Source organism: Streptosporangium sp. NPDC000563 (assembly GCF_040299985.1).
In the GTDB taxonomy this organism is placed as follows: domain Bacteria; phylum Actinomycetota; class Actinomycetes; order Streptosporangiales; family Streptosporangiaceae; genus Streptosporangium.
Genome location: NZ_JBEPDA010000004.1, coordinates 33,587 through 53,081, shown reverse-complemented (window position 1 = coordinate 53,081; position 19,495 = coordinate 33,587). Strand labels below are relative to the sequence as shown.

Sequence of the window (19,495 nt, the reverse complement as noted above, 5' to 3'; positions counted from 1 at the left end):
GAGATACCCGCTGAGACATCAGCGGGTATTCGCGTCATTCGGCACCCGAACGCGAGGCCCCCGTCAGAGGAGATACACGCCGTACGCCCGGCCCAGCACCGGCAGCGCCACATTGCGCACCCTGATGCCTCCCGGTGTCACGCCCTTCTCGGTACCCGAGTGGGCGTGACCGTGGATGATCAGGTCGGCGCCCTCGGCGTCGACCGCCTCGGCCAGCAGGTAGCTGCCGAGGAACGGATAGATCTCCAGCGGCTCCCCGGCGAGGGTGTCCTTGACCGGCGAGTAGTGGGACAGCACGACCGTGCGGTCGGCCTGCAGCTCCTTCAGCGCGACCCGCCAGCGGTCGGCGATCCGCTTGGTGTGCCCGACGAACGCCTTGATCTCCGGCTCGCCGAAGTCGCTGGCGCACTTGCCCGCGTACCCCCCGCCGAAGCCCTTGCCGCCGACCACGCCGAGCCGCACGCCGCCGATGTCGAGCACCGTCGCGTCGTCGTGCAGCACCTCGATCCCGGTGTCGCGCAGCAGGGCTGCGATCTCGGCGGGCTGGTCGGAGTGGTGGTCGTGGTTGCCGAGCACCGCCACCACCGGGATCGGCAGGTCGCGGAACTCGTCCGCCACCACCCGCGCCTCGTCCATGGTGCCGTGCCGGGTCAGGTCCCCGGCGAGCAGCAGGACGTCGGCCTTCTCCCCGATGTCGTGAAGCCGCTCGCGGTAGCTTCCCCTACGGCTCTCGTCCAGGTGTACGTCCCCGACCGCCGCGATCCGCACGTCTGTCACAGCCTCTCCTCCCCCATCGGCTCCCGTACGTCCACGACGTCGATCTCGTTGTGGACCTCCAGCTCGGGAGCCGCCTCACCCGCCACCTCCGCGATCAGCTCGCGCCGCTCGGAGCCGACGACCTGACCTCGCAGGTAGAGCCGATCACCTCGAATGTCCACCCGGATGCCGAGTTCCGTGGTCCTCTCGTCCTCGGCGAGCGCGCGCTGCACACGCGCCGCGACGTACTGGGGAGCCTCCATCGCCGAACTCCTTTCCGTCGGAAACTCATCGCCTTCCCGCGAATCCCAAGGTCAAACACGTTTAAAACCCCCGGTCAGGGCAGGGTAGAACCTCATGCCCAGGACGCAGGCACGCCTGCCCCGTACACCCGGTGGAGACGTGTCCATGAAGATCGCGATGGTGTCAGAGCATGCGAGCCCCCTCGCCACCGTCGGCGGAGCCGACGCCGGGGGCCAGAACGTCCACGTAGCCGCCCTCTCCCTCGCGCTCGCCGCCCGGGGGCACGAGGTGACCGTCTACACCCGCAGGGAGTGCCCCTCCCAACCCGATGAGACCTCCCTGGCCCCCGGGGTCACCGTGGTCCACGTACCGGCCGGACCCGCGATGACCCTGGCCAAGGACGATCTGCTCCCCTGGATGCCGGACTTCGGCCGGTGGCTCGCCAGGCGGTGGAGCGCCGCGCCCCCCGACATGGTCCACAGCCACTTCTGGATGAGCGGCCTCGCCGCCCTCGCCGCGGCGAGGGACGCCGCCGTCCCCATCGTGCACACGTTCCACGCCCTCGGCACGGTCAAGCGCCGCCACCAGGGACCGGCCGACTCCAGCCCGCGCGAGCGTCTCAGGGTCGAGGCTATGGTCGCCTCCCAGGTGGACGCGGTGATCGCGACCTGCGCCGACGAGGTGGCGGAACTGCGCCGGATGCGCATCCCCCGGCGCCGGACGAGGATCGTGCCCTGCGGCGTCGACGTGCGGTCCTTCACCCCTTCCGGTCCGAAGAGGGACCTCGGGCCGGGGCCCGTCCTGCTCGCCATCGGCCGTCCCGTACGCCGCAAGGGCGTGGACACGACGATTCACGCCCTCGCCCGCATCCCCGGCGCCACCCTGGTCGTCGCCGGAGGCGATGTCGACGACCCGGAGGCGAGGCGGCTCTCCCACGTTGCCGCCAGGTGCGGCGTCGCCGACCGCGTGAGGTTCCTCGGCAAGGTGAGCAGGCAGGACGTCCCCACCCTGATGCGTTCGGCGGACGTCGTGGTCACCATGCCGTGGTACGAGCCGTTCGGCATCGTGCCGCTGGAGGCGATGGCCTGCGGTGTCCCGGTGGTCGCGTCCGCGGTGGGCGGGCACCTGGACACCGTCGTGCCCGAGGTCACCGGTCTGCTGGTCCCACCGCGCGAGCCGTACGCGCTGGGCGGCGCGCTGCGCCGGCTGCTCGCCGCGCCGTCCGTGCTGGCGGCCTACGGCGCCGCGGCCGTCGCACGGGCACGGTCCCACTACGACTGGAACCGGATCGCCGCCCAGACGTCCGCCGTGTACGCGGAGGTGCTCTCCTCCCGCGTCCCGGCCTCCCCCGTCCCGACACCCCACCACCTCCCGGCCTCCCGTGGCCTCCCCGCCCCCGTACGGCGGGTGGAACGCGCACACGGCGCCCAACCGTGTCCCGGAGCCGCCTGACGGATCCTGCGGTCCGTCTTCGGACGTGACTTCGCGAACGGCTTCGAACACGCCCCGGGCAAGGCTCCGGACATGGCTCGGAGTGCGGCTCGGGACACAGGCGGGACACGGTTCGGGACACCGCTCCGGACACGCTTCGGACGTGCGGAGGCCCCCGGTCCCTCGGACGGGATCGGGGGCCTCCGCACGAGGTCGGCCGCCAGGGGTGAGGGCGGCCACCTCACAAAGTCACTTGCCGGTGGCTCTGTGGATGCTCCGGGCGGCGGAACGGTCGATCGCGGCCCTCACCACGCCGAAGATGGCGCCCTGGATGGCGGACGCCACGAGGATCTCGCCCCAGCCGTACTCGTCCGACGTCGCCTGGGGGGCGTCGTCCTTGCCCGACGCGAGCTTCCAGACCTGCTTGAAGATGACTCCGGCGATCGCGCCACCGAGCATTCCGCTCACGGCGCTCGCGCCGCGGGATACGACTCTGCTCACGTCCTCTGCCCTCCGTTCGCGTTCACTGAAGCGGCCTGCCTACCCATGCGAACCAGTCCATAACGGATCCGGAACGACGGGCGACACCCGCTGACGGCGCGGCTCCCCTATGAGAGATCCGCGGTTCACACCACCGGAGGGTCGTTGTAGTGACGCTCCTGGTAGGTGCGGCGGTGGGTGACGGGGTCCTCGATCACCGTGGTGGCCGTGGTGTCCGCCACCGCCCGGCGGGCGAGGCTGAGCCGGTACACGGCGAACAGGAGCCACGCGAGACCGCCGATCATCAGGATGACACCGACGATGTTGATGTCGAAGCCCGCGATGTCGAATTCGACCGCCCACGTGAGAATGGCGCCGAGCATTATGAGAACGATGCCGCCTGCGATGGTCATGGGATCTCCTCCTTCGAGCCAACTCACCTCCTCTATCCTCCGTGCGAATCTCAAACGTCACCCGGCGGCGGTAAATGCGGACGTCGGCCTCCCACGCGTCGTCACAGGCGTAGAAGGCCCCGGAAAAGACTCGGCCGCGCCCCCCGCGACGGTGGGGGCGCGGCCGAGGGCATCGCGCGGAAGGTGACGGCACTCCCCGGTGGGGATCCCGGACGGTCCGCCCCGCGGGCGGGCGCGAACGGTGATCCCCCGAGGCCGGGCACCGGACGGCCTACTCCGCGGGCAGGACCGCGCCCTTGTACCTGTCCTCGATGAACTTCTTGACCTCGGGGCCGGTGAGGAGTTCGGCGAGCTTCTTCACCCGGGGGTCCTCCACCTTGGCCGGGACGGTGACCAGGCCGTTGGCGTACGGGTTGCCCTCGCCCTTCTCCAGGATCAGGGAGTCGGTCGCGGGCTGCAGCCCGGCCTCCAGGGCGTAGTTGCCGTTCACGATCGCGGCGTCCACGTCCTCCAGGGAACGGGGCAGCTGGGCCGCCTCAAGGGGCTTGAGCTCCAGCGCCTTGGGATTGTCGGCGACGTCACGTTCGGTCGCCTTCACCCCCACGCCCTCCTTGAGGGTGATCACGCCGTTGTCGGCCAGGAGCTTGAGCGAGCGGCCGAGGTTGCTCGCGTCGTTGGGCAGCGCCACCTGGGCGCCCTGAGCGAGCTCGGAGACGTTCTTGATCTTCTTGGAGTACAAACCGAGCGGCTCGATGTGCACCGGGGCGACCCAGCTGAGCTCGATGCCCTTGCCCTTGGAGAACTCCTCCAGGTACGGGATGTGCTGGAAGTAGTTCGCGTCCAGGTTGCCCTCGTCGAGCTGGGTGTTGGGCTGGACGTAGTCGGTGAACTCGACGATCTCCAGATTCAGCCCGGCGTTGGCGGCGAGATTGTCCTTGACGTACTTGAGCACCTCACCATGAGGCACGGGGTTTACCCCGACCTTGAGCGGTGCGTCGGCGTTCGGTGTGCCGGCGGGCTGGGCCGTGTCGGTGGACGTCCCCCCGCACGCGGCCAGGGTCCCGGCCAGGATCAGTCCGGCCACAACCCCAAAGATCTTGCGCATGACTCCCCCTAAATTCCTACACATCAAGTAGGAAATATATCTCACAAAAGGGAGTGCAAGGACAAATCCCTACTGGTCCGCTCAGATCTTTACTCTCCGCGCAGGGCGAGCATCCGCGCGATCTGCGCCGTACGCGAGACGTCGACGAGCCTGGCCAGCTTCGTGACCTCGGGGTGCAGCCCGGTCGCGACCGCCACCTTCGCCATCTGGGCGGCGTCGTCCTGCTGGGCGATCAACATGTCGAGGAACCGCCGCTCGAACTCGGCCGGCGGGGCGGCGGTCAGCGCCGCCACCTCCTCCTCGCTCACCCCGGGCATCCCGCCGTGGGCGGCGTGCTCGTCGTCGTCGGCGGTCGCGGGCTGCCCCCAGGCGTCCAGCAGGCCGGACATCGAGACCGACTCCCTCTCCTGGGTCACGCCGATCGCCTCGGCGAGCTCCCTGACCTCCGGACGGACCTGCCGTTCGCGCACCAACCGCACCAGCCGTACCCCCTGGGCGTTGTGGGGCACCATCATCTGCAGGAACATCACGTCGGGAGGGTTGAAGGCGACTCCGGCGGCGGTCCCGACGGGCGGTGCGGGCGAGGGAGTGGGCACTCCCGCACCGGCGCCCCGCGCCGAGTGATCAGCCCCCTGGGCCGAGTCCTCTCCGGAACCCTGGGACCCGCCTTCCGAGCCGTGTTCCGGGTCGCCGTGCGTCCCCTGGGCGGATGTCGGCCGGGCGGGAGCGCCGACGGCGCCGTGTGCCCCGTGACCGGCGGGGCCTCCCCGGAGCTCCTGGATGCTGTCGGCGCCGCAACCGGAGAGCAGGAGGACCCCCAGGACCACCGCCGAGACCGCCGGAACTGCCAAGGCCGCCGGGATCGCCGGGATCGCCGGGATCACTGTGACCGCACGCTTCAAGACGAACTCCTCGGTTCTCGGGAGGGTTCCCGGAAGGAACGACGGGTCCGGGCGGGGCGGTGATCACCGCCCCGCCCGGATCTCACCGGATCAGAGTCGTCGCCACAGGGCGGGGACGTTCGGCGGCTCCCAACCGGCCAGCGCGGTGTGTGCCTGCAGGCACTGGTAGGTCGCGCCGCCGTAGGTCACCGTCGCGCCCACCGCGTAGGCGGTGCCCGCCTTCCAGGTGCCGCCCGGCTGGCTCGTCGGGGTGGGCGTCGGAGTCGGGGTCGGCCGCGTGGGGGTCGGAGTCGGGGTCGGAGTCGATGTGGGGGTGGGGTTGCTGCCGCCGAAGTTCACGTCGGAACAGGTGTAGAAGGCCTCGGTGCTGCCCACGACACGCTGCCAGATCGAGAAGATGAGCTGGCGGCCGCTCCGCTGCGGGAGGTTGATCGTCCAGTTGGTGAACTCGGTGGGGTTCTGGTTGTTGAAGGTCCTGATGTGCTCCAGATCCGACCAGCGCAGCGGCTGGGTGGGGCTCCAGCTCTGCTTGGTGATGTAGAACTCGAAGTTGCTGTTCGCGTGCGGCGCGGTCGCGTGGTAGGTGACCGTGAGCGGCCCCGGGGAGACCGAGGTGGCGGGCCAGTCGGCCCTGGCGAGGTTGAGCCCGCGATACTTGTCACGCCCGGCGCCGCACAGCTCGCCGTCGGGGATGATCTGGCGGTGGTTGCCACCGGCTTCGAGCCGGGACACCTCGTGCCAGTCGTAGAAGGCCTGGGTGCCCCCGGCCGCGACGGCCGCCTTGCACGCCGCCGACTTGGGGGTCTCCGGGCCTTCCGTCTTGCAGACGTACGCCCGGCTGGGCGGGTTCGACATGGAGCCGTGGGCGACCGCCGCGGTGGACGGCAGCAGAGCGAGCACGGACCCTACGCTGATCGCGGCGGCGGCACCGGTGGCCACCTTGTGTCGCAGATGCACGTGGACTCCTCCTGGAGAGAGAAATGGGAGGCAGGACTGTCCAACGAGCCGACGGATAGCACGTTATTAACAAGAAACCTTACTAAGAATTCCGGTCACAACGCCAGCGATACGCATATATCAGTCCGTGACCAGCACGACCTTGCCCTGTCCGTGCCTGCCGGCGACCTCACGGTGGGCGTCCGCGGCCCGCTCCAGCGGATAGGTCCCGCGCACGGGGAAGACGAGGTCGCCCTTGGCGTACAGGGCGGCGAGCTCGGCGAGGCGAGACGCCTCCCGCACCCCCTGGGTCACCTGCACCCCCAGCTCCGCGGCCCTGCCGTGCTCGACGAGCGTGACGATGCGCTCCCCCTTCACCAGCTCCAGGGAGACGTCCAGCGCCTCGCCGCCCGCGCCGTCCACGACCAGGTCCACCCCGCCGGGGGCGAGGGCGCGCACCCGCTCCAGCAGTCCCTCCCCGTACGTGACCGGGGTCGCGCCGAGAGCGCGCAGGTAGTCGTGGTTCTCCTCGCGGGCCGTGCCGATCACCGTGGCCGCCCCCCAGAGCCGGGCGAGCTGGACCGCCGCGGTACCGACCCCGCCCGCGGCGGCGTGGACCAGGACCGTGTCCCCCTCCCCCACCCCGAGCTGCCGCAGCGCGATGTGGGCGGTCTGGGTCCCCGCGGTGAAACCGCCCGCCACCTCCCAGGGCATGTTCGCGGGCTTGGGCGTGACGTTCTCCGCCGGTACGACCACGTACTCGGCGTAGCAGTTCAGCAGGTTGAAGCCCAGGACCTCGGCGCCCACGGAGATGCCGTTCACCCCTTCGCCCACCTGGTCGACCACCCCGGCGAACTCGTTGCCCGGCACCCGGGGCAGCTCACCGCTCACCCCCTGCGGGGTCCATCCCTCCCGGATGGCGAGGTCGAACGGCTGCACGCCCGCGGCCCGCACGCGCACCCGCACCTGCCCCTCGCCCGCCTCGGGCGTCGGAAGCTCCGCCGCCCGCAACACCTCGGGACCGCCGAACTCGAAAAACGCGGCTGCCTTCATGGGACTCCCCTTCGCTCGCGTACGCCTTCGCTCGCGTACGTCGCTCGTGTGCGTCACCCAGCCTGTAACCTCAAGCAAGGTCGAGGTCAACTCACCCGCTCCGAGTGCGGAGAGGTCACCGTCCCCGCGCGGAAACCGGCGACGGTGTTTCCGGCAGGTGTGAGTGCGGGAACGAGGGCGCCGGCCGGGACGGCTTCACCCGTGTTCACCGGGCGCCTTCGGCCGCCGGCTTGACTGTGCCGTAGCGGCATGGTTTGTGATGCGTCCATGAGTCGAAGCACCTGGGTTTATCTGGGGTCGTACAGTCTCTCCCTGCTGGGGAACGGGGTCGCGTCCGTCCTGTTCCCGTTGCTGGTGCTCGCGAAGACCGGTGACATCCTCGCCGCCGGCGTCCTGGCGTCGGTGACCGCCGCGGTCGCCGCGGTCGTGGGAATGCTCACCGGGGTGGTCGTCGACCGGGTGAACCGGCGGACGGTGTCGATCGTCAGTGACGTGTTGTCCGCCGCGTCGGTCGCCGCGGTCCCGGTCGTGGACGCGTTGTGGGGGTTGAACCTGACGTGGTTCATCGTGCTGGGCGTGATCGGCGCGTTCGGGGACATGCCGGGGATGACGGCGCGGGAGACGCTGCTTCCCCGCCTCGTCCACCTCGACGGCGGTGAGCCGGGTGCGCTGGACCGGCTGGTAGGTGTCCGCGAGTCGCTGGCGGGCGCGCTGATGCTGATCGGGCCCGGCCTGGGCGGGCTGCTGGTGTGGCTGTTCGGTGTGAGTGCCGCCGCGTTGTTCATCACCGCCGGAATGAGCCTTGCCGCGGCGTTGCTGTCGTTCGCGATGTCGTCCCGAGTGGGAGAGATCCCGCTGACCGATGTCCGCACCGCGGGGACGGGAGTTCGCGGGGTGTTCACCGACCTGGCGACCGGGTGGCGGTTCCTGCTCGGGCACCGACTGGTGCTGGGCGCGAGCCTGCTGTCGGCCGTGTTCGTCGCGGTGATCGTGGCGTTGCAGGCGACGATCATGCCCGCCTACTTCACGAGCGAGAACCTGCCGGAGTTCAGCGGGTTCGCGGCGACCGGGATCGCGGTCGGTGGTCTTCTCAGCGCGGGCGTGTACGCGGCGACCGTGGGAAAGGTGTCGCGCCGCGCCTGGTTCGTGATCGGGATGGTCGGCACAGGCATCGGATTCACCGTGATCGGCATGATGGCGGCGCCCTGGACGGTGCTGGCCGCGGCCGTGTTCATCGGCCTGACCAACGGCCCCATGTCCGCGGTGCTGGGGGTGGCGACCATCGAGGCGACTCCGGATGAGATGCGCGGACGTGTCCTCGGTGCGCAGAACGCTCTCATGCTCGCGGCACCTGCCCTCACCTCGGCGCCCATCGCCGCGTTCGCCTCCGGGTTCGGGCTCGCGACGGCGGGCATCGGGATCGCGGTCGTGATCGTGGTTACCGTCGTGGTCGCGCTGTGCGTCCCCGCGTTCCGGTCGTTGGACACAATAGGTATGGCGGTGGAGGCGAAGGAGGGGTGATCGTGGCGTGGAGCACCAGGCAACTCGCGGACCTCGCCGGCGTCACGCTGCGCTCGATCCGTCACTGGCACGACATCGGGCTCCTGCCCGAACCCGAACGGCTCACGAACGGCTACAAGCAGTACACCGCCCGGCACCTCGTACTCGCGCTGCGCATCAACCGCCTCGCCGGCCTCGGTTTCCTCCTCGACGACGTCGCCCGGATGCTCGATTCCGAAGAGCACGGTCAGAAATCCCTGCGCGGACTACGCATGGAACTCGACACCAGAATCGCCGACCTCGAACGCATTCGATCCGAGGTCGACGAGCTGATCGGTCTCGGGGTGTCACCTGACCTGTCTCCCGAGGCACTCCTCGCGATGGAGGCACTCGGCAACGATCCCGCCTCACGCAACGTCGCCCTCTTTCTCACCCACCTGATAACGAAGGAGGACACGCTCACCTTCGTCAAGGCCCTGAAAGACGCACCCGAGGACCTCCTCCACGTCAACACCGCGATCCAGGAGCTACCCGCCGACGCCTCGGAACACGAGATCGCCCTACTCGTCGACCGTGCGGTCGCCGCGATCCGCGTGTTCCTCGCCACCCACGGCAACGCGCTCCCGGCCTTCCCCGACAGAGCCGGGGAGCGAACGAACAGCGACGCACTGACAGCACTCATAACGGAGAACATGAATCCCGCCCAGCGGCGCACCATACGACTCATCGGCGAACACTTCGACCGCAGCCCCGAGTGGGACATCATGTTCGGTCCCGCCACGGTGCCGCCGGCGGAGGGGGGACGCGCACCCGCGACGGGCGGGTCCGGTCCTGGTCACCGCGCTAGACGAAGGCCGTGACGCCCTCGTACTCCGCTGTCGGGGCGGCGCCGGCGGCCTCGTACTGAAGCAGCAGCGGGCCCCTGTCCAAGCAATAGGTGAACAGCCCTCGGGTCATCGGAGAAATCCCGGACACGCGGAGGCCGGGCGTCACGGGGGTGACGCCCGGCCTCGCGGTCGGGTTACCGGCGGGACGGCCTGGCTATCCGATCAGGTGTCTCATGTCCGCCCTCCTGTTCGGCGATCCCGACGCAACCGAAGCCACCCGTTCGGAGGAGACGGGATGTCTGCTCACGTGGCCCCGCTCCACAAGCCGGTGACACCGTCCTGGTGCTCGTCGTACAGGCGAGAACTACCTGCGCTCGGTCAGGGCGCCTTCCTCGGGAGGTACAGGTCGACGGAACTGTGGATGATCAGGTGGTCGGAGCAGGGGTGGGTGTCGCAGTTACCGGCGTCGACGATGTCGACGCCGGCAATGGGCACGCTGAAGTGGTCACGGCTGAGGAAGGTGTAGTCGATCTTGCGGTTGCCGCCGACCCGTGTGGGCCGGCCGCCCCTGACCGGTTCGCACATCCCGTCCTCGCCGACGCAACTGCTCCAGTAGGTGTCGGTCTCCCAGAAGTTTCCACTCCCGGCCGGGTAGTAGAGCGTGCCGATCGCGGCGTCGTCCGGGGTGAGGTTGAGGTCGCCCATCAGGATGAACGGCCTGGAGTTCGCCTCGGGACCGAACACGCGGGTCAGCTCCCGGGTCTCGGCCTGTGCTCCGGAGGCGTCGCCGTCGGCCAGGTGTGTCGAGCAGGCCTTCACCGGCTGATTGGCCGGCGGGAAGTTGGCCACGACGCAGGCGACGCTGCGTTCCTCCGTGATCACGGGCTGGTCCCGCTCCTCCAGCTTGTGGTCACTGGTGAACATGTATCCCTTCTGCTGGGTCACTTCGGCGCGTACCAGGATGGCGTTCCCGGCCTCGTTGCGGGTGTCGGGGAAGACGATGCAGTCGGGGACGAACGTGCGGGACTCCTGGAAGTATCCCTGCATCGCGTATCCGGCCGCCGCCAACTGGTCCACCAGGTGCGCGTACTGACGGTCACAGATCTCGTTGAGTGAGATCACGTCGGGGCGGCGCGCCTGCACCTCCCGCACGATCCGCCCGATGATCGGGTAGGTGCCGTTGTTCAGGATGCCGCCGGACAGGTTGAAGTGCATCAGCTTCAGCGGCGTGACGGGGTTGAAGCGCACGCCGCTGGTGGCGACGCCGCTGGTGTTGCTGTTACGCAGATGCCACTGGAAGGGGCCGTTGGTCAGGGGCAGCGCGACCGCGGGGGTGTCGGAGCCGTTGCCGTCCCAGTCGCCCGTGGCGAAGAACACCGACGACGCGCTGCCGCTGCCGTAGGTGAACGTCACATTGGCCGATCCGGCGTTGTTGGTGTTGCGCAGCTGCCAGGTGAAGGGACTGGTGGCGGTGTTGATGAATCCGATGGTGTCGCGGCCGTCGTTGTTCCAGTCGCCCGCGATGGGCTTCCCCGCCCCGCTGCTGTAGGTGAAGGTCAGGTCGGCGCTCCCTGCGGTGTTGCTGTTGCGCAGCAGGTACGTGTTGGGACTGCCGGGCCGGAACAGGCCGGGGGTGTCGTCGCCGTCCTTGTCCCAGTCTCCGACCAAGGGCTGGGTGTCCGAGGCCGCGCCGTAGCCGAAGGTCACGTTGGCGGATCCCGACGAGTTGCTGTTGCGCAGTTGCCACGACGGCGTTCCGCCGGTGCGTACGAAGACCCCCGGGGTGTCGATGTCGTCGTTGTTCCAGTCGCCCACGATCGGTGTCGCGCCACTGGCGCCGTAGGTGAAGACGGTGTCGGGGACGAGGTTGTCGACCCAGAAGTTGTCGTATCGGTCCGTCAGGTACCACGTCATCGGGTTCGTGGAGGTGTCCACGATGCCGTACGTGTCCGTACCGTCACCGTCCCAGTCTCCCGAGATGATGACCCTGTCCTGGGATTGCGCCACGGCCGGTGCGACCGGCGACACGACCGCCATCGGCACCACGGTAAAGAGCGCCGAGACGATAATCGTGACAATCCTTCGTAACACTCGAATACCTCTTTCGGATTCCTCGCGAGGTCGAGGTGAGTTCATGCCGAGTCGGCGAATCACGAAATCGATGAAGCGCATGATTCGCGGCGGACCGTCACGGTCTCGTAGCTGCGGGGCATGAGACGGTGGAAATCAGTCCGCTGAGGCTCCGTTCGGCGATCCGGCACCGATGCGGAGCGGTAAGCCCTCAGGCGGCACGGGCGCGGTGAACGGTGTCGATGCCGTGTTCGGCGACGGTGCCACGGTGAGGGGATGTGGTGAGAGCCGTCGGCCTCGCCACTCGCGACCGGAGCGCGGGTGCCGACGAGCCTTCATGGATGTCGGCGGCGGTGACCTGCACCGCCCACGGCGTCCGGGAGCACCGGTGAGAACGCCACGCCTTCTGCCGACGCTTCCCCTTCGCAGCGTCGTTTTCCCAGGTGGAAGCGGGTGCGTTGGCCGAGGATGTGACGCCTGGGCGTCGGTCACGCGGAAAGTCGGTTCGAGCGCGCGCCTTCCGACGACGCGGACCGGCCGGCGCGGCGAGCCTCCGAGACACCACCGGGCGAGACGGTTGCCCGCCCTGACCAGGAACGGACGGTCGGCGCGGCGGGCGGCGCCGGGGCATGGCGGCACGGTCGAGACGAGGAAGGTGCGCGTGTCATGCTCACGCGGTCGGCGCTTGGACCAACCAAAGCCATCGGACGAACTCCAGATGCATTGAGACGAGCGCGACTTTCATTCGAACTTGATGACGAAACTACATTGTCAAACTCCAGACTGTAAAGCCTTTTCGATCCTGGTCGAAAAGCGTTGAGTTTCCTCACAGAGTGTGCGTCTCATCGACCGGAAACGGCCGGAATCCTCGCCGTCGGAACGAAGGAGCACGCCCGGCGAGACGCTCAAGGGTTACCGAGACGACCGGAGCCGCCTTGTCGGCCTGCGCCCCGGCGAAGTCGCCGGCACCCATCGGGCTCCCCGAGGGCGACCCGGGAATCACCCAGGCGCCGAGACCGAACCCGAAGCGTGCCCGGGGGCGCTACAGAACGGTAGAACAGCCACTTTTCAGAGCCGTAACCGTGCGAATGCTCGACCTCTCAACGCGTCAGCAAGGAGCGGCCGGTCGCGATGTTCCTCGCACAGGGACCTTGGCGCTCCCAGTAGGCTCCCCGAGTCGCAACAGAGACCAGGGAGTTCGTCGTGACGCACGAGGTGCAGGAGATCGAGGTCAAATACCGAGTGAGTGACCTGGCGGCGTTGGAGGACGCTCTCGCGCGGCGGGGGGCTCTGCTGTCGGCCCCTGTGCACCAGGACGATCAGGCGTACGCCGAGGACGGGTGGACCTACGCCCAGCCCAAGATCGGTAGGTCGTTCGCCCGGCTGCGCACCCAGCAGGGGCGGCACCTGTTCACTGTGAAGAAGCCCGTCGACAACGCGATGGCATGCCTGGAGCACGAGACCACGGTCTCCGACCGCGAGCAGATGCACCACGCCATCACGCTCATGGGGTTCCACCCCACGGTCCGCATCGTGAAGGTCCGACGCACCGCGACGCTGGGCGACATGACGATCTGTGTCGATGAGGTGGAGCACGCCGGAGCCTTCGTCGAGATCGAGCGCACCGTGCACGGGCAGGAGTCCGGCACCGCCGTTCAGGAGGAGCTCGATGGCTTCGCGCGGTCTCTCGGCGTCGCCTTGGAGCGCACGACCGACACCTACGATTCACTGGTGCGCGCCGCACTGACCTTGGCCTAGAACAGGGACAGGTCACCGGCCTCAACCGGGTCACCACACGGCAGGCAGGCCGCTTTCAGGTCCATGGCCAGCTGGACCGCCGCGTGATCAGTCAGGGATGCCGGTGTAGGCGACGCGCTCGACGCCACTGGTTCGGGCTGTCTCGATCACCACGTCGTTCACTTTCCGATTGTCCAGGTTCTTCCGTTGCACAAGAGTGGACCGTATGTATAGGTCCTTCCGCTCTCGGTGCCGGTGGCGACCAGCCAGCCGCTTTCCTTCGGTTCGAGTTCTCGACACATATCCTCGGTAAGGCCCCGGCTCGTACCCTCGCCCGGTGCGAGAGAAGCGAAAGAGCCGCTACCGACCTTGCTTTTGATCGTGACAGTCTCCGCAGTGTAGTTGTAGACGTGAAACTGTTCACCGTCCCGGGGCGTACAGGCACCGAGAAGAATCACGGAGATCACCGCCAGAGCTGTCGAACGCGGAAGGACCGAGGTCGGGTATGCGCCACGGCGAGTGTTCATGACAACCTCCTCGGCCCGTCCCCTATGTTCACCCACTATGTCCGCTCGCGAGGAACCTGTCGCGGCGACATGCGAGGCGCGCTCACCGGGCCGCCACGGGCTCAGCCGGCTGAAGGTCCATGACCTGGACGATGAGCTGGGTGGCCAGTGCCCGGTTCAGTAGGTGGGACTCGTTCAGGCCGATGGGGATCTGATGGTGGGTCTCCATCACCCGGCCGTCGTCGTCCTCGCCGTACAGGTTGGCCAGTACCCCGACCGGGGAGTAGTCACCGACCGCGCAGACGACCGGTGCCTCTCCCCGCAGGTACGGGAAGGCGGCCAACGCCTCACCGACGTGCGCCTTACAGGTGGGCGGGTGCGCCGTGGGCCAGGGTGACCGGAAGTCACCGGCCAACGCGGAGGGCAAGATCCAGCTGACGCGGCCGGTGTCGGGGGCGGTGGCAGACTTCCCGCACACACGACATAGCCCCTTCAGCATGCACCGGCGCTGGCGCAGCGTGTGCACCAGATTCCACTGGACCTTTCCCTCCCGCGCGGTGCCGCAGCGAGCCCACAGAACTCCCAACATCCACTCCTGCGGGAGTGCGTCCCGGTAAGTCAGCCGGGGCAGCCCGTCCGCACACTCGAAGGCGAGCGGCAGATCCAGGCTCTCCTCCTCGTACGGCGTGACGTAGGGTTTGCGGAACTGCGTCGCCACAGCGCCCGTCATGACCTGCCACCCAGCCGGGCGGCGAGGATCAGGTTCGCGACCTGCTGCGGTTCCCGCAACGTCTGCGGCTCTCCGCCACCTGGCACTAACACCAGGTAGCTGCCGGAGCGTGCCCCCATGGTCACCGTGGCGGCCACCGATCCGGCAGCACCGCGAACGACCAGCTCGGGGCTGTGCAGCGTGAGCTGACCCAACGGGATCGGCCGACCCTCGCTGGACAACTTCAGGCCGACGGTGTGAACGGTGTAGGAGCGAACCCCGTGGGTCTTCAGCAACCGCTGAACGAGGGCCAGCCTCAGGGAGCCCTTCGTCAGTTCCGACGCAGTGCACGGACACGAGGAGATGCCTTCCGCCGCACACACGTGGTGACACTCGGATACCTGGGTGCGATGCAGATCGCCACCGGTGGTGTGGAAGAGGCGTGCGTCACCTGGAGCACCGCGCTGGACGCAATGGAGGAGGGCATTTACTCAGGCCGGGCACGGCAGGTGGTCGTTGACATGCGCAACCTCCTCTCCCCCTACCGGCGCCGCCGGATATCGGCGGTCGCCGAATTGGACGCACGAGCCTCCGCGTACCTGACCAACGTAAATTGATCACATCGGATCGACAGATGAGGGCAGGCATATGACGAAGTCGCTGGAGATCAAGCCCATCGGCACCGTTGTCGGTGGCCGCGCCGAACCCACTGACGACCGGTGGAGCGGCACGGCCATCATCCGCTTGAACGCGGACTTCCCCGCTGAGGTCGTCCAGGGACTTGAGGAGTTCTCCCACCTGCTGATCGTCTGGCACTTCCACCGGGCCTCGCCTGGGGATGTCGCCCTGCACGCCCGTAGCCCGCGTAACAACCCCGCCTGGCCTGCCACCGGCACGTTCGTCCACCGCAACCACCGCCGGCCGAACCAGCTCGCGCAGTCCTTCCCACGGCTCCTGAAGGTTGACGGCCTGGACCTGCACGTGACCGATCTGGACGCGATCGACGGCAGCCCCGTCTACGATCTGGCGCCGTACTTCAGGGAGATGGGTCCGCGCGGCGAGGTACGCGAGCCCGGCTGGCCCGGCGAGATGCTCAAGGACTACTGGGACGACCCGCAACACTGAACGCGGCTGTGCGGACGTCGTCAGCGTGGCCGGGCTTCTTCCATCGGCCGGAAATCGGCGGGAAATGCCGGGCTCGGCGGATTCCCTTCCGGCATCTGTGACCACTGTGGGTCCGGTGACTCAAGCGCGGAGGCCGGGCGCCAACGGAGTGACGCCCGGCCTCGCGGTCGGGGCCGGGTGACGGGGGCACCCGTCAAGCGGGGATACCCGTCGCCGGCGGGAGTCGGCTAGCCGATCAGGTGCTTCATGATCTTCTTGATGGTCGCGGCGCGCTCGGCCGGGGAGGCCACCTGCTCCAGGCCGAAGCCGAGGAAGACGGTGTCCTTCGTCGAGACGGCCGCCGTCTTGTCGGCCTGCGCCCTGGCGAAGTCACCGGCGCCCGTCGGGCTGCCCGGGGGCGGTCCGGGGATCGCCCAGGCGCCGAGGCCGGACTCGAAACCCTCGGCGGCGAGCTGGCCACCGCTGGTGGTGACCTTGGTGTCGTCCACGAACGCGCTGGCGCCGCCGGTGGCGGGGTCGGTCACGTAGCTGACCGACACCTCGACCTTCTTGCCCGCGTACGCGGACAGGTCGAAGGCGACCGGCTGCCAGCCGCCGGAGCTACCGGTGAAGGCGTTCCAGGAACCACTCGTCCCGGTCGGCGTGCAGGGGTCGCCCGGGGTGAGGTAGCGCAGCAGCCACGGGTGCTCGTCCAGCAGGAAGCCGACCTCGCACTGGGCGGGGACGTCGGTGCTGGTTCGGCCGTTGAGGTCGGGCAGGGTGGTCCAGTCGTCCTGGCCGACCGTGTGCGCCTCGACGATGACGTTGTCGTAGCCCTCCTCGGTGTCGTACGAGAGCTGGAACTGCAGCTTGGGCTGCTGCGCGGCGGGGACGGCCGCGAGGTCGATCGTGCGCGTCAGCCTCTTGTACGCGTCGTCGGTGTGCGGGCCCGCCACGTACCAGTCGCCCTCGACCGGGTCGAACGGGCCGGTCGCGCCGATGTAGTCGCCCGAGGCCCAGCTCTTGAACTGGGGGAACTTCGCGGGCGGCAGCGTGTTGCTGGTCACCTGCAGGTTGCCCGCCTCGTCCAGCGGGTTGTCGGCGAGCGCCGGGCCGCCGAAGGTGCCGCTCGCGCCGTTCAGCCCGGGACCGATGCCGGTGAACCCGGTCGGCCCGACGCGCGGGTTGCGACCGTAGACACCGAGGTAGTACTGGGCGAAGTCGTCGGCGAGGATGAGACATTCCTCGAAGAAGCCGGCCTGGGTGGTGATGACGCAGTCGGAGTCCGGCGCGCCGTCCAGGCCGTAGTAGATGCCGCCGAGGCTGGTGCCGAAGAAGCCGAAGTATCCCGCGGTCTCCCCGGTGTAGAGCAGCTTTCCTCCCTCGTTGAGGTAGTCGCGGACGGAGACGGTCAGATCCTGCTGCTCGCGCTTGACGTCCATGTCGGGAAGCGGGCCGAACGGGGTCTCGGTCTCCACGTCCTGGGCGTCCATCGCGAGCCGGTCGTCACCGAGGTACCAGGCCACCGCCTTGAAGTGGCCGAGCACCCCGAGGTGGTGCGGCACGCCCTGGGCGTCGACGTCCCACGTCTCCGAGGCGTATCCGGCGGTCTGCAGCGCCTGCCTGTACTGCGCCGCGTACTTCGGCGCGGTCACCGACGCCGGGTAGTCGGGGTTGAATCCGGTGTAGTCCTCGTTCGCCACGATGAGGACCTTGGCCTTGGACTTCTTCTCCAGCTTGTACGTGAAGTGCTCGCTCTCCACGGTCCCGACGCCGGGCTTGTGGCCGGTGAACCAGACCTCGACCTTGTCTCCCGGTTTCGCGCCCTCCACCTTGGAGCGGTACTCGGCGAAGTACAGGTTGTTCTCGTCGCCGTACCGCTCGCCGCCCTTCCACTCGCTGAGGCCGCGCTGGCGCACGGGGCCACCGTTGATACGGAAGCGCAGCTGCTTGGTGAGCAGGGACTTCCGCATGGTGACGGCCACCGGCTGCGGGTCACCGTAGGAGACGGTGAAGCTGTCGGGCCGGAAGTCGGGGACCGTGCGGCCCACCGGGGAGACCGGCGCGTCGGGGGTCTTCACGGACTTGGCGAGATTGACCGCGAGCGGGACGTTCTTGGCGAACTCCGCCTGGATCAGGGCCTCGCTGTCGGGGAAGGTGAAGCCCGAGCCGCCCGCGCAGTCGGCGAGCGTCCACTCGTCGTCGGGGACGCTCTCGACCGCGACCTCGCAGGTGCTCATCTCCGGTGTGATCGTGAGCGCGTCGTGCTTGTTGGTCATGTGACCGTCGGTCTCGCCGTTGGTCGTGTAGAGCTCGGCGCCGATGTCGGGGTCGTAGCCGGGTACGGCCGGGGTCGCGTCGTCACCGAGCAGCGCCTCGAAGATGAGGTCGTCGGGAGAGGGGGTCGCCTGCTGCCAGCCGACGCCGTACAGCAGCAACTGGGCGGCCGAGTGGTAGTTGAGGATGTAGGTGAAGTCGACCCGCTTGGCGAGGTTGTCGACGGCCTTGGTCTCGGGTTCCGACTGCGCGCTCGGGCCCCGGTAGGTCTGGCTCGCCGGGTTGTCGGAGGAGCCCTCGTTGTCGTAGCCCCACTTGTAGGCGAAGTTACGGTTCAGGTCGACGCCGTCGGCGCTGGTGATCTGGCCGTCGCCGTTGTTGTCGCGGAGGTTCTTGCGCCAGAGGCGGTTGCCCGCGGTGAAGGTGTGGTCGTAGCCGTCGGGGTTGGAGACGGGGATGAACCAGAGCTCGACGTTGTCGACGAGCTGGGTGATCTCGGGGTTGGTGCCGTAGCCGTTCAGGTAGTGGAGCAGGAGCCTGCGGTTCATCTCCGGGGTGATCCACTCACGGGCGTGCTGGGCGGACATGTAGAGCACGGCCTTGCGCGCCCCGTCCTTGAGCTGCCGCGCGTTCTTCGTCACCTTGATCGCGGTGAGCGGCTGCCCCTTGACCGTGGTGCCGAGGTCGACGACCTTGGCGATGTTCGGCTTGGCGTTCGCCGCGTTGACGATCTGCTCGCGGATGCCGCCGGCGCCGCTGTACGGCTTGAAGACGCCGTCCCCCTTCGCCGCCTGCCTGCTCGCCGCAGCGGGCCGCTGGACCTTCAGGTCGAGGCCCGCCTTGCCGAGCTGCTCCGCCTGGGCCGCGCCGAGGATCGCCTCGACGCTGACCTTCTCACCGTTCGCGGATTTGGTGATCCGCAGTTCCTCACGCTCGACACCCGACTTCAGCAGCTCGTCCATCTGCTGCGGGGTGAGCTCGCCGACGTAGACGCTCACTCCGTCGTCGCCGTCGGCGGATGGATCGGGTACCGCCGCCGCGGGCGTGCTCACCATCAGGCCCAGGAGCAGGACCGCGATTGCGAGAACGACCGATCTCGCACGTTTCATTGCGACCTCCGTACATCCCCCGAAAGATAGGAATGCACGAAATCTGGGGGATAGTCGGACCTGAGTCAACGTCAACCATCGCCATGATTCCGCGCTGACCTGATCCGGTCAGGACGTGCCCGGGGCCTCCGGAATCACGAGGGACGCGCGGCGTACGAGTCCTCGAAGACGCTCCCGAAGCCGTCTTCATGGACCGTCTCCGGAGACGGTCCATGAAGACGGCGAGGGTCCCGGCCGGGGGGCCCCCGGCCGGGCCCCCCGCCCCGGGGGACGCCCCAAACACAGCAACCCCAAAAAAAACCTGGGGCCCCCCCCCCGGGGGCACGCCCCCCCCCCA

Annotated in this window: 18 protein-coding genes; 6 read left to right on the top strand and 12 right to left on the bottom strand. The window is 68.6% G+C overall.

Features of this window, described 5'->3' with window-relative positions; all coding sequences use genetic code 11:
- Positions 1 to 63: 63 nt before the first annotated feature.
- Both ABT352_RS13095 and ABT352_RS13090 read right to left on the bottom strand, forming a co-directional pair.
- The gene (locus ABT352_RS13095; protein ID WP_350944924.1) at positions 64 to 777 is read right to left on the bottom strand and encodes a metallophosphoesterase family protein; all 714 of its coding nucleotides are present in this window, start codon (positions 775 to 777) and stop codon (positions 64 to 66) included.
- Positions 774 to 1,019: a BON domain-containing protein gene (locus ABT352_RS13090; protein WP_350944922.1), complete on the bottom strand. Its 246-nt coding sequence runs from the start codon at positions 1,017 to 1,019 to the stop codon at positions 774 to 776. The genes ABT352_RS13095 and ABT352_RS13090 overlap by 4 nt, the downstream gene beginning before the upstream one ends.
- A gap of 145 nt (positions 1,020 to 1,164) precedes the next feature.
- Between ABT352_RS13090 and ABT352_RS13085 the strand changes: the two genes are divergently transcribed.
- Positions 1,165 to 2,451 (top strand): glycosyltransferase, encoded by a 1,287-nt coding sequence (locus tag ABT352_RS13085; protein WP_350944920.1) that lies wholly within the window; start codon positions 1,165 to 1,167, stop codon positions 2,449 to 2,451.
- A 228-nt stretch (positions 2,452 to 2,679) separates the two neighbouring features.
- Here ABT352_RS13085 and ABT352_RS13080 read toward each other — a convergent pair whose 3' ends face one another.
- The 6 genes from ABT352_RS13080 to ABT352_RS13055 form a co-directional block, all read right to left on the bottom strand.
- Entirely contained in the window at positions 2,680 to 2,931 is a 252-nt protein-coding gene (locus ABT352_RS13080; protein WP_350944918.1) for a DUF4235 domain-containing protein, read from the bottom strand.
- A 125-nt stretch (positions 2,932 to 3,056) separates the two neighbouring features.
- Entirely contained in the window at positions 3,057 to 3,323 is a 267-nt protein-coding gene (locus tag ABT352_RS13075) for a DUF6458 family protein (RefSeq protein ID WP_350944916.1), read from the bottom strand.
- A gap of 271 nt (positions 3,324 to 3,594) precedes the next feature.
- Entirely contained in the window at positions 3,595 to 4,428 is an 834-nt protein-coding gene (locus ABT352_RS13070; protein WP_350944914.1) for a MetQ/NlpA family ABC transporter substrate-binding protein, read from the bottom strand.
- 89 nt (positions 4,429 to 4,517) lie between these two features.
- Positions 4,518 to 5,330, bottom strand: a complete 813-nt coding sequence (locus tag ABT352_RS13065) for a DUF305 domain-containing protein (protein ID WP_350944912.1) — start codon at positions 5,328 to 5,330, stop codon at positions 4,518 to 4,520.
- Between the two features lie 90 nt (positions 5,331 to 5,420).
- Positions 5,421 to 6,287, bottom strand: coding sequence for a lytic polysaccharide monooxygenase auxiliary activity family 9 protein (locus tag ABT352_RS13060; protein ID WP_350944910.1), 867 nt, complete (start codon positions 6,285 to 6,287; stop codon positions 5,421 to 5,423).
- 120 nt (positions 6,288 to 6,407) lie between these two features.
- On the bottom strand, positions 6,408 to 7,319 hold the full coding sequence (locus ABT352_RS13055) for an NADP-dependent oxidoreductase (RefSeq protein WP_350944909.1): 912 nt from the start codon (positions 7,317 to 7,319) through the stop codon (positions 6,408 to 6,410).
- A gap of 267 nt (positions 7,320 to 7,586) precedes the next feature.
- Here ABT352_RS13055 and ABT352_RS13050 point away from each other — a divergent pair, with 267 nt between their 5' ends.
- Both ABT352_RS13050 and ABT352_RS13045 read left to right on the top strand, forming a co-directional pair.
- Entirely contained in the window at positions 7,587 to 8,840 is a 1,254-nt protein-coding gene (locus ABT352_RS13050) for an MFS transporter (protein WP_350944908.1), read from the top strand.
- Positions 8,841 to 8,842: 2 nt separating this feature from the next.
- Positions 8,843 to 9,679: a helix-turn-helix domain-containing protein gene (locus ABT352_RS13045; RefSeq protein WP_350944907.1), complete on the top strand. Its 837-nt coding sequence runs from the start codon at positions 8,843 to 8,845 to the stop codon at positions 9,677 to 9,679.
- A gap of 345 nt (positions 9,680 to 10,024) precedes the next feature.
- Here ABT352_RS13045 and ABT352_RS13040 read toward each other — a convergent pair whose 3' ends face one another.
- The gene (locus tag ABT352_RS13040; RefSeq protein ID WP_350944905.1) at positions 10,025 to 11,683 is read right to left on the bottom strand and encodes an endonuclease/exonuclease/phosphatase family protein; all 1,659 of its coding nucleotides are present in this window, start codon (positions 11,681 to 11,683) and stop codon (positions 10,025 to 10,027) included.
- A gap of 1,236 nt (positions 11,684 to 12,919) precedes the next feature.
- Between ABT352_RS13040 and cyaB the strand changes: the two genes are divergently transcribed.
- Complete coding sequence (gene cyaB / locus ABT352_RS13035; RefSeq protein WP_350944904.1) at positions 12,920 to 13,474, top strand: class IV adenylate cyclase; 555 nt, start codon at positions 12,920 to 12,922, stop codon at positions 13,472 to 13,474.
- 588 nt (positions 13,475 to 14,062) lie between these two features.
- On the opposite strand, the gene ABT352_RS13030 is transcribed toward cyaB, so the two are convergent.
- Positions 14,063 to 14,689, bottom strand: a complete 627-nt coding sequence (locus ABT352_RS13030; protein WP_350944903.1) for a hypothetical protein — start codon at positions 14,687 to 14,689, stop codon at positions 14,063 to 14,065.
- Positions 14,686 to 14,964 (bottom strand): hypothetical protein, encoded by a 279-nt coding sequence (locus ABT352_RS13025; RefSeq protein ID WP_350944901.1) that lies wholly within the window; start codon positions 14,962 to 14,964, stop codon positions 14,686 to 14,688. The genes ABT352_RS13030 and ABT352_RS13025 overlap by 4 nt, the downstream gene beginning before the upstream one ends.
- Between ABT352_RS13025 and ABT352_RS40765 the strand changes: the two genes are divergently transcribed.
- Both ABT352_RS40765 and ABT352_RS13015 read left to right on the top strand, forming a co-directional pair.
- Positions 14,863 to 15,285 carry an NsdA family TPR-like regulatory protein gene (locus ABT352_RS40765; protein ID WP_502992863.1) on the top strand — a complete coding sequence of 141 codons (423 nt, stop codon included), beginning with the start codon at positions 14,863 to 14,865 and terminating at the stop codon, positions 15,283 to 15,285. The two genes, ABT352_RS13025 and ABT352_RS40765, sit on opposite strands and share 102 nt — an antisense overlap.
- Positions 15,286 to 15,316: 31 nt before the next feature.
- Entirely contained in the window at positions 15,317 to 15,793 is a 477-nt protein-coding gene (locus ABT352_RS13015; protein WP_350944898.1) for an SAM-dependent methyltransferase, read from the top strand.
- 227 nt (positions 15,794 to 16,020) lie between these two features.
- On the opposite strand, the gene ABT352_RS13010 is transcribed toward ABT352_RS13015, so the two are convergent.
- Positions 16,021 to 19,158 carry a M14 family metallopeptidase gene (locus tag ABT352_RS13010; RefSeq protein ID WP_350944897.1) on the bottom strand — a complete coding sequence of 1,046 codons (3,138 nt, stop codon included), beginning with the start codon at positions 19,156 to 19,158 and terminating at the stop codon, positions 16,021 to 16,023.
- Positions 19,159 to 19,495: the final 337 nt, after the last annotated feature.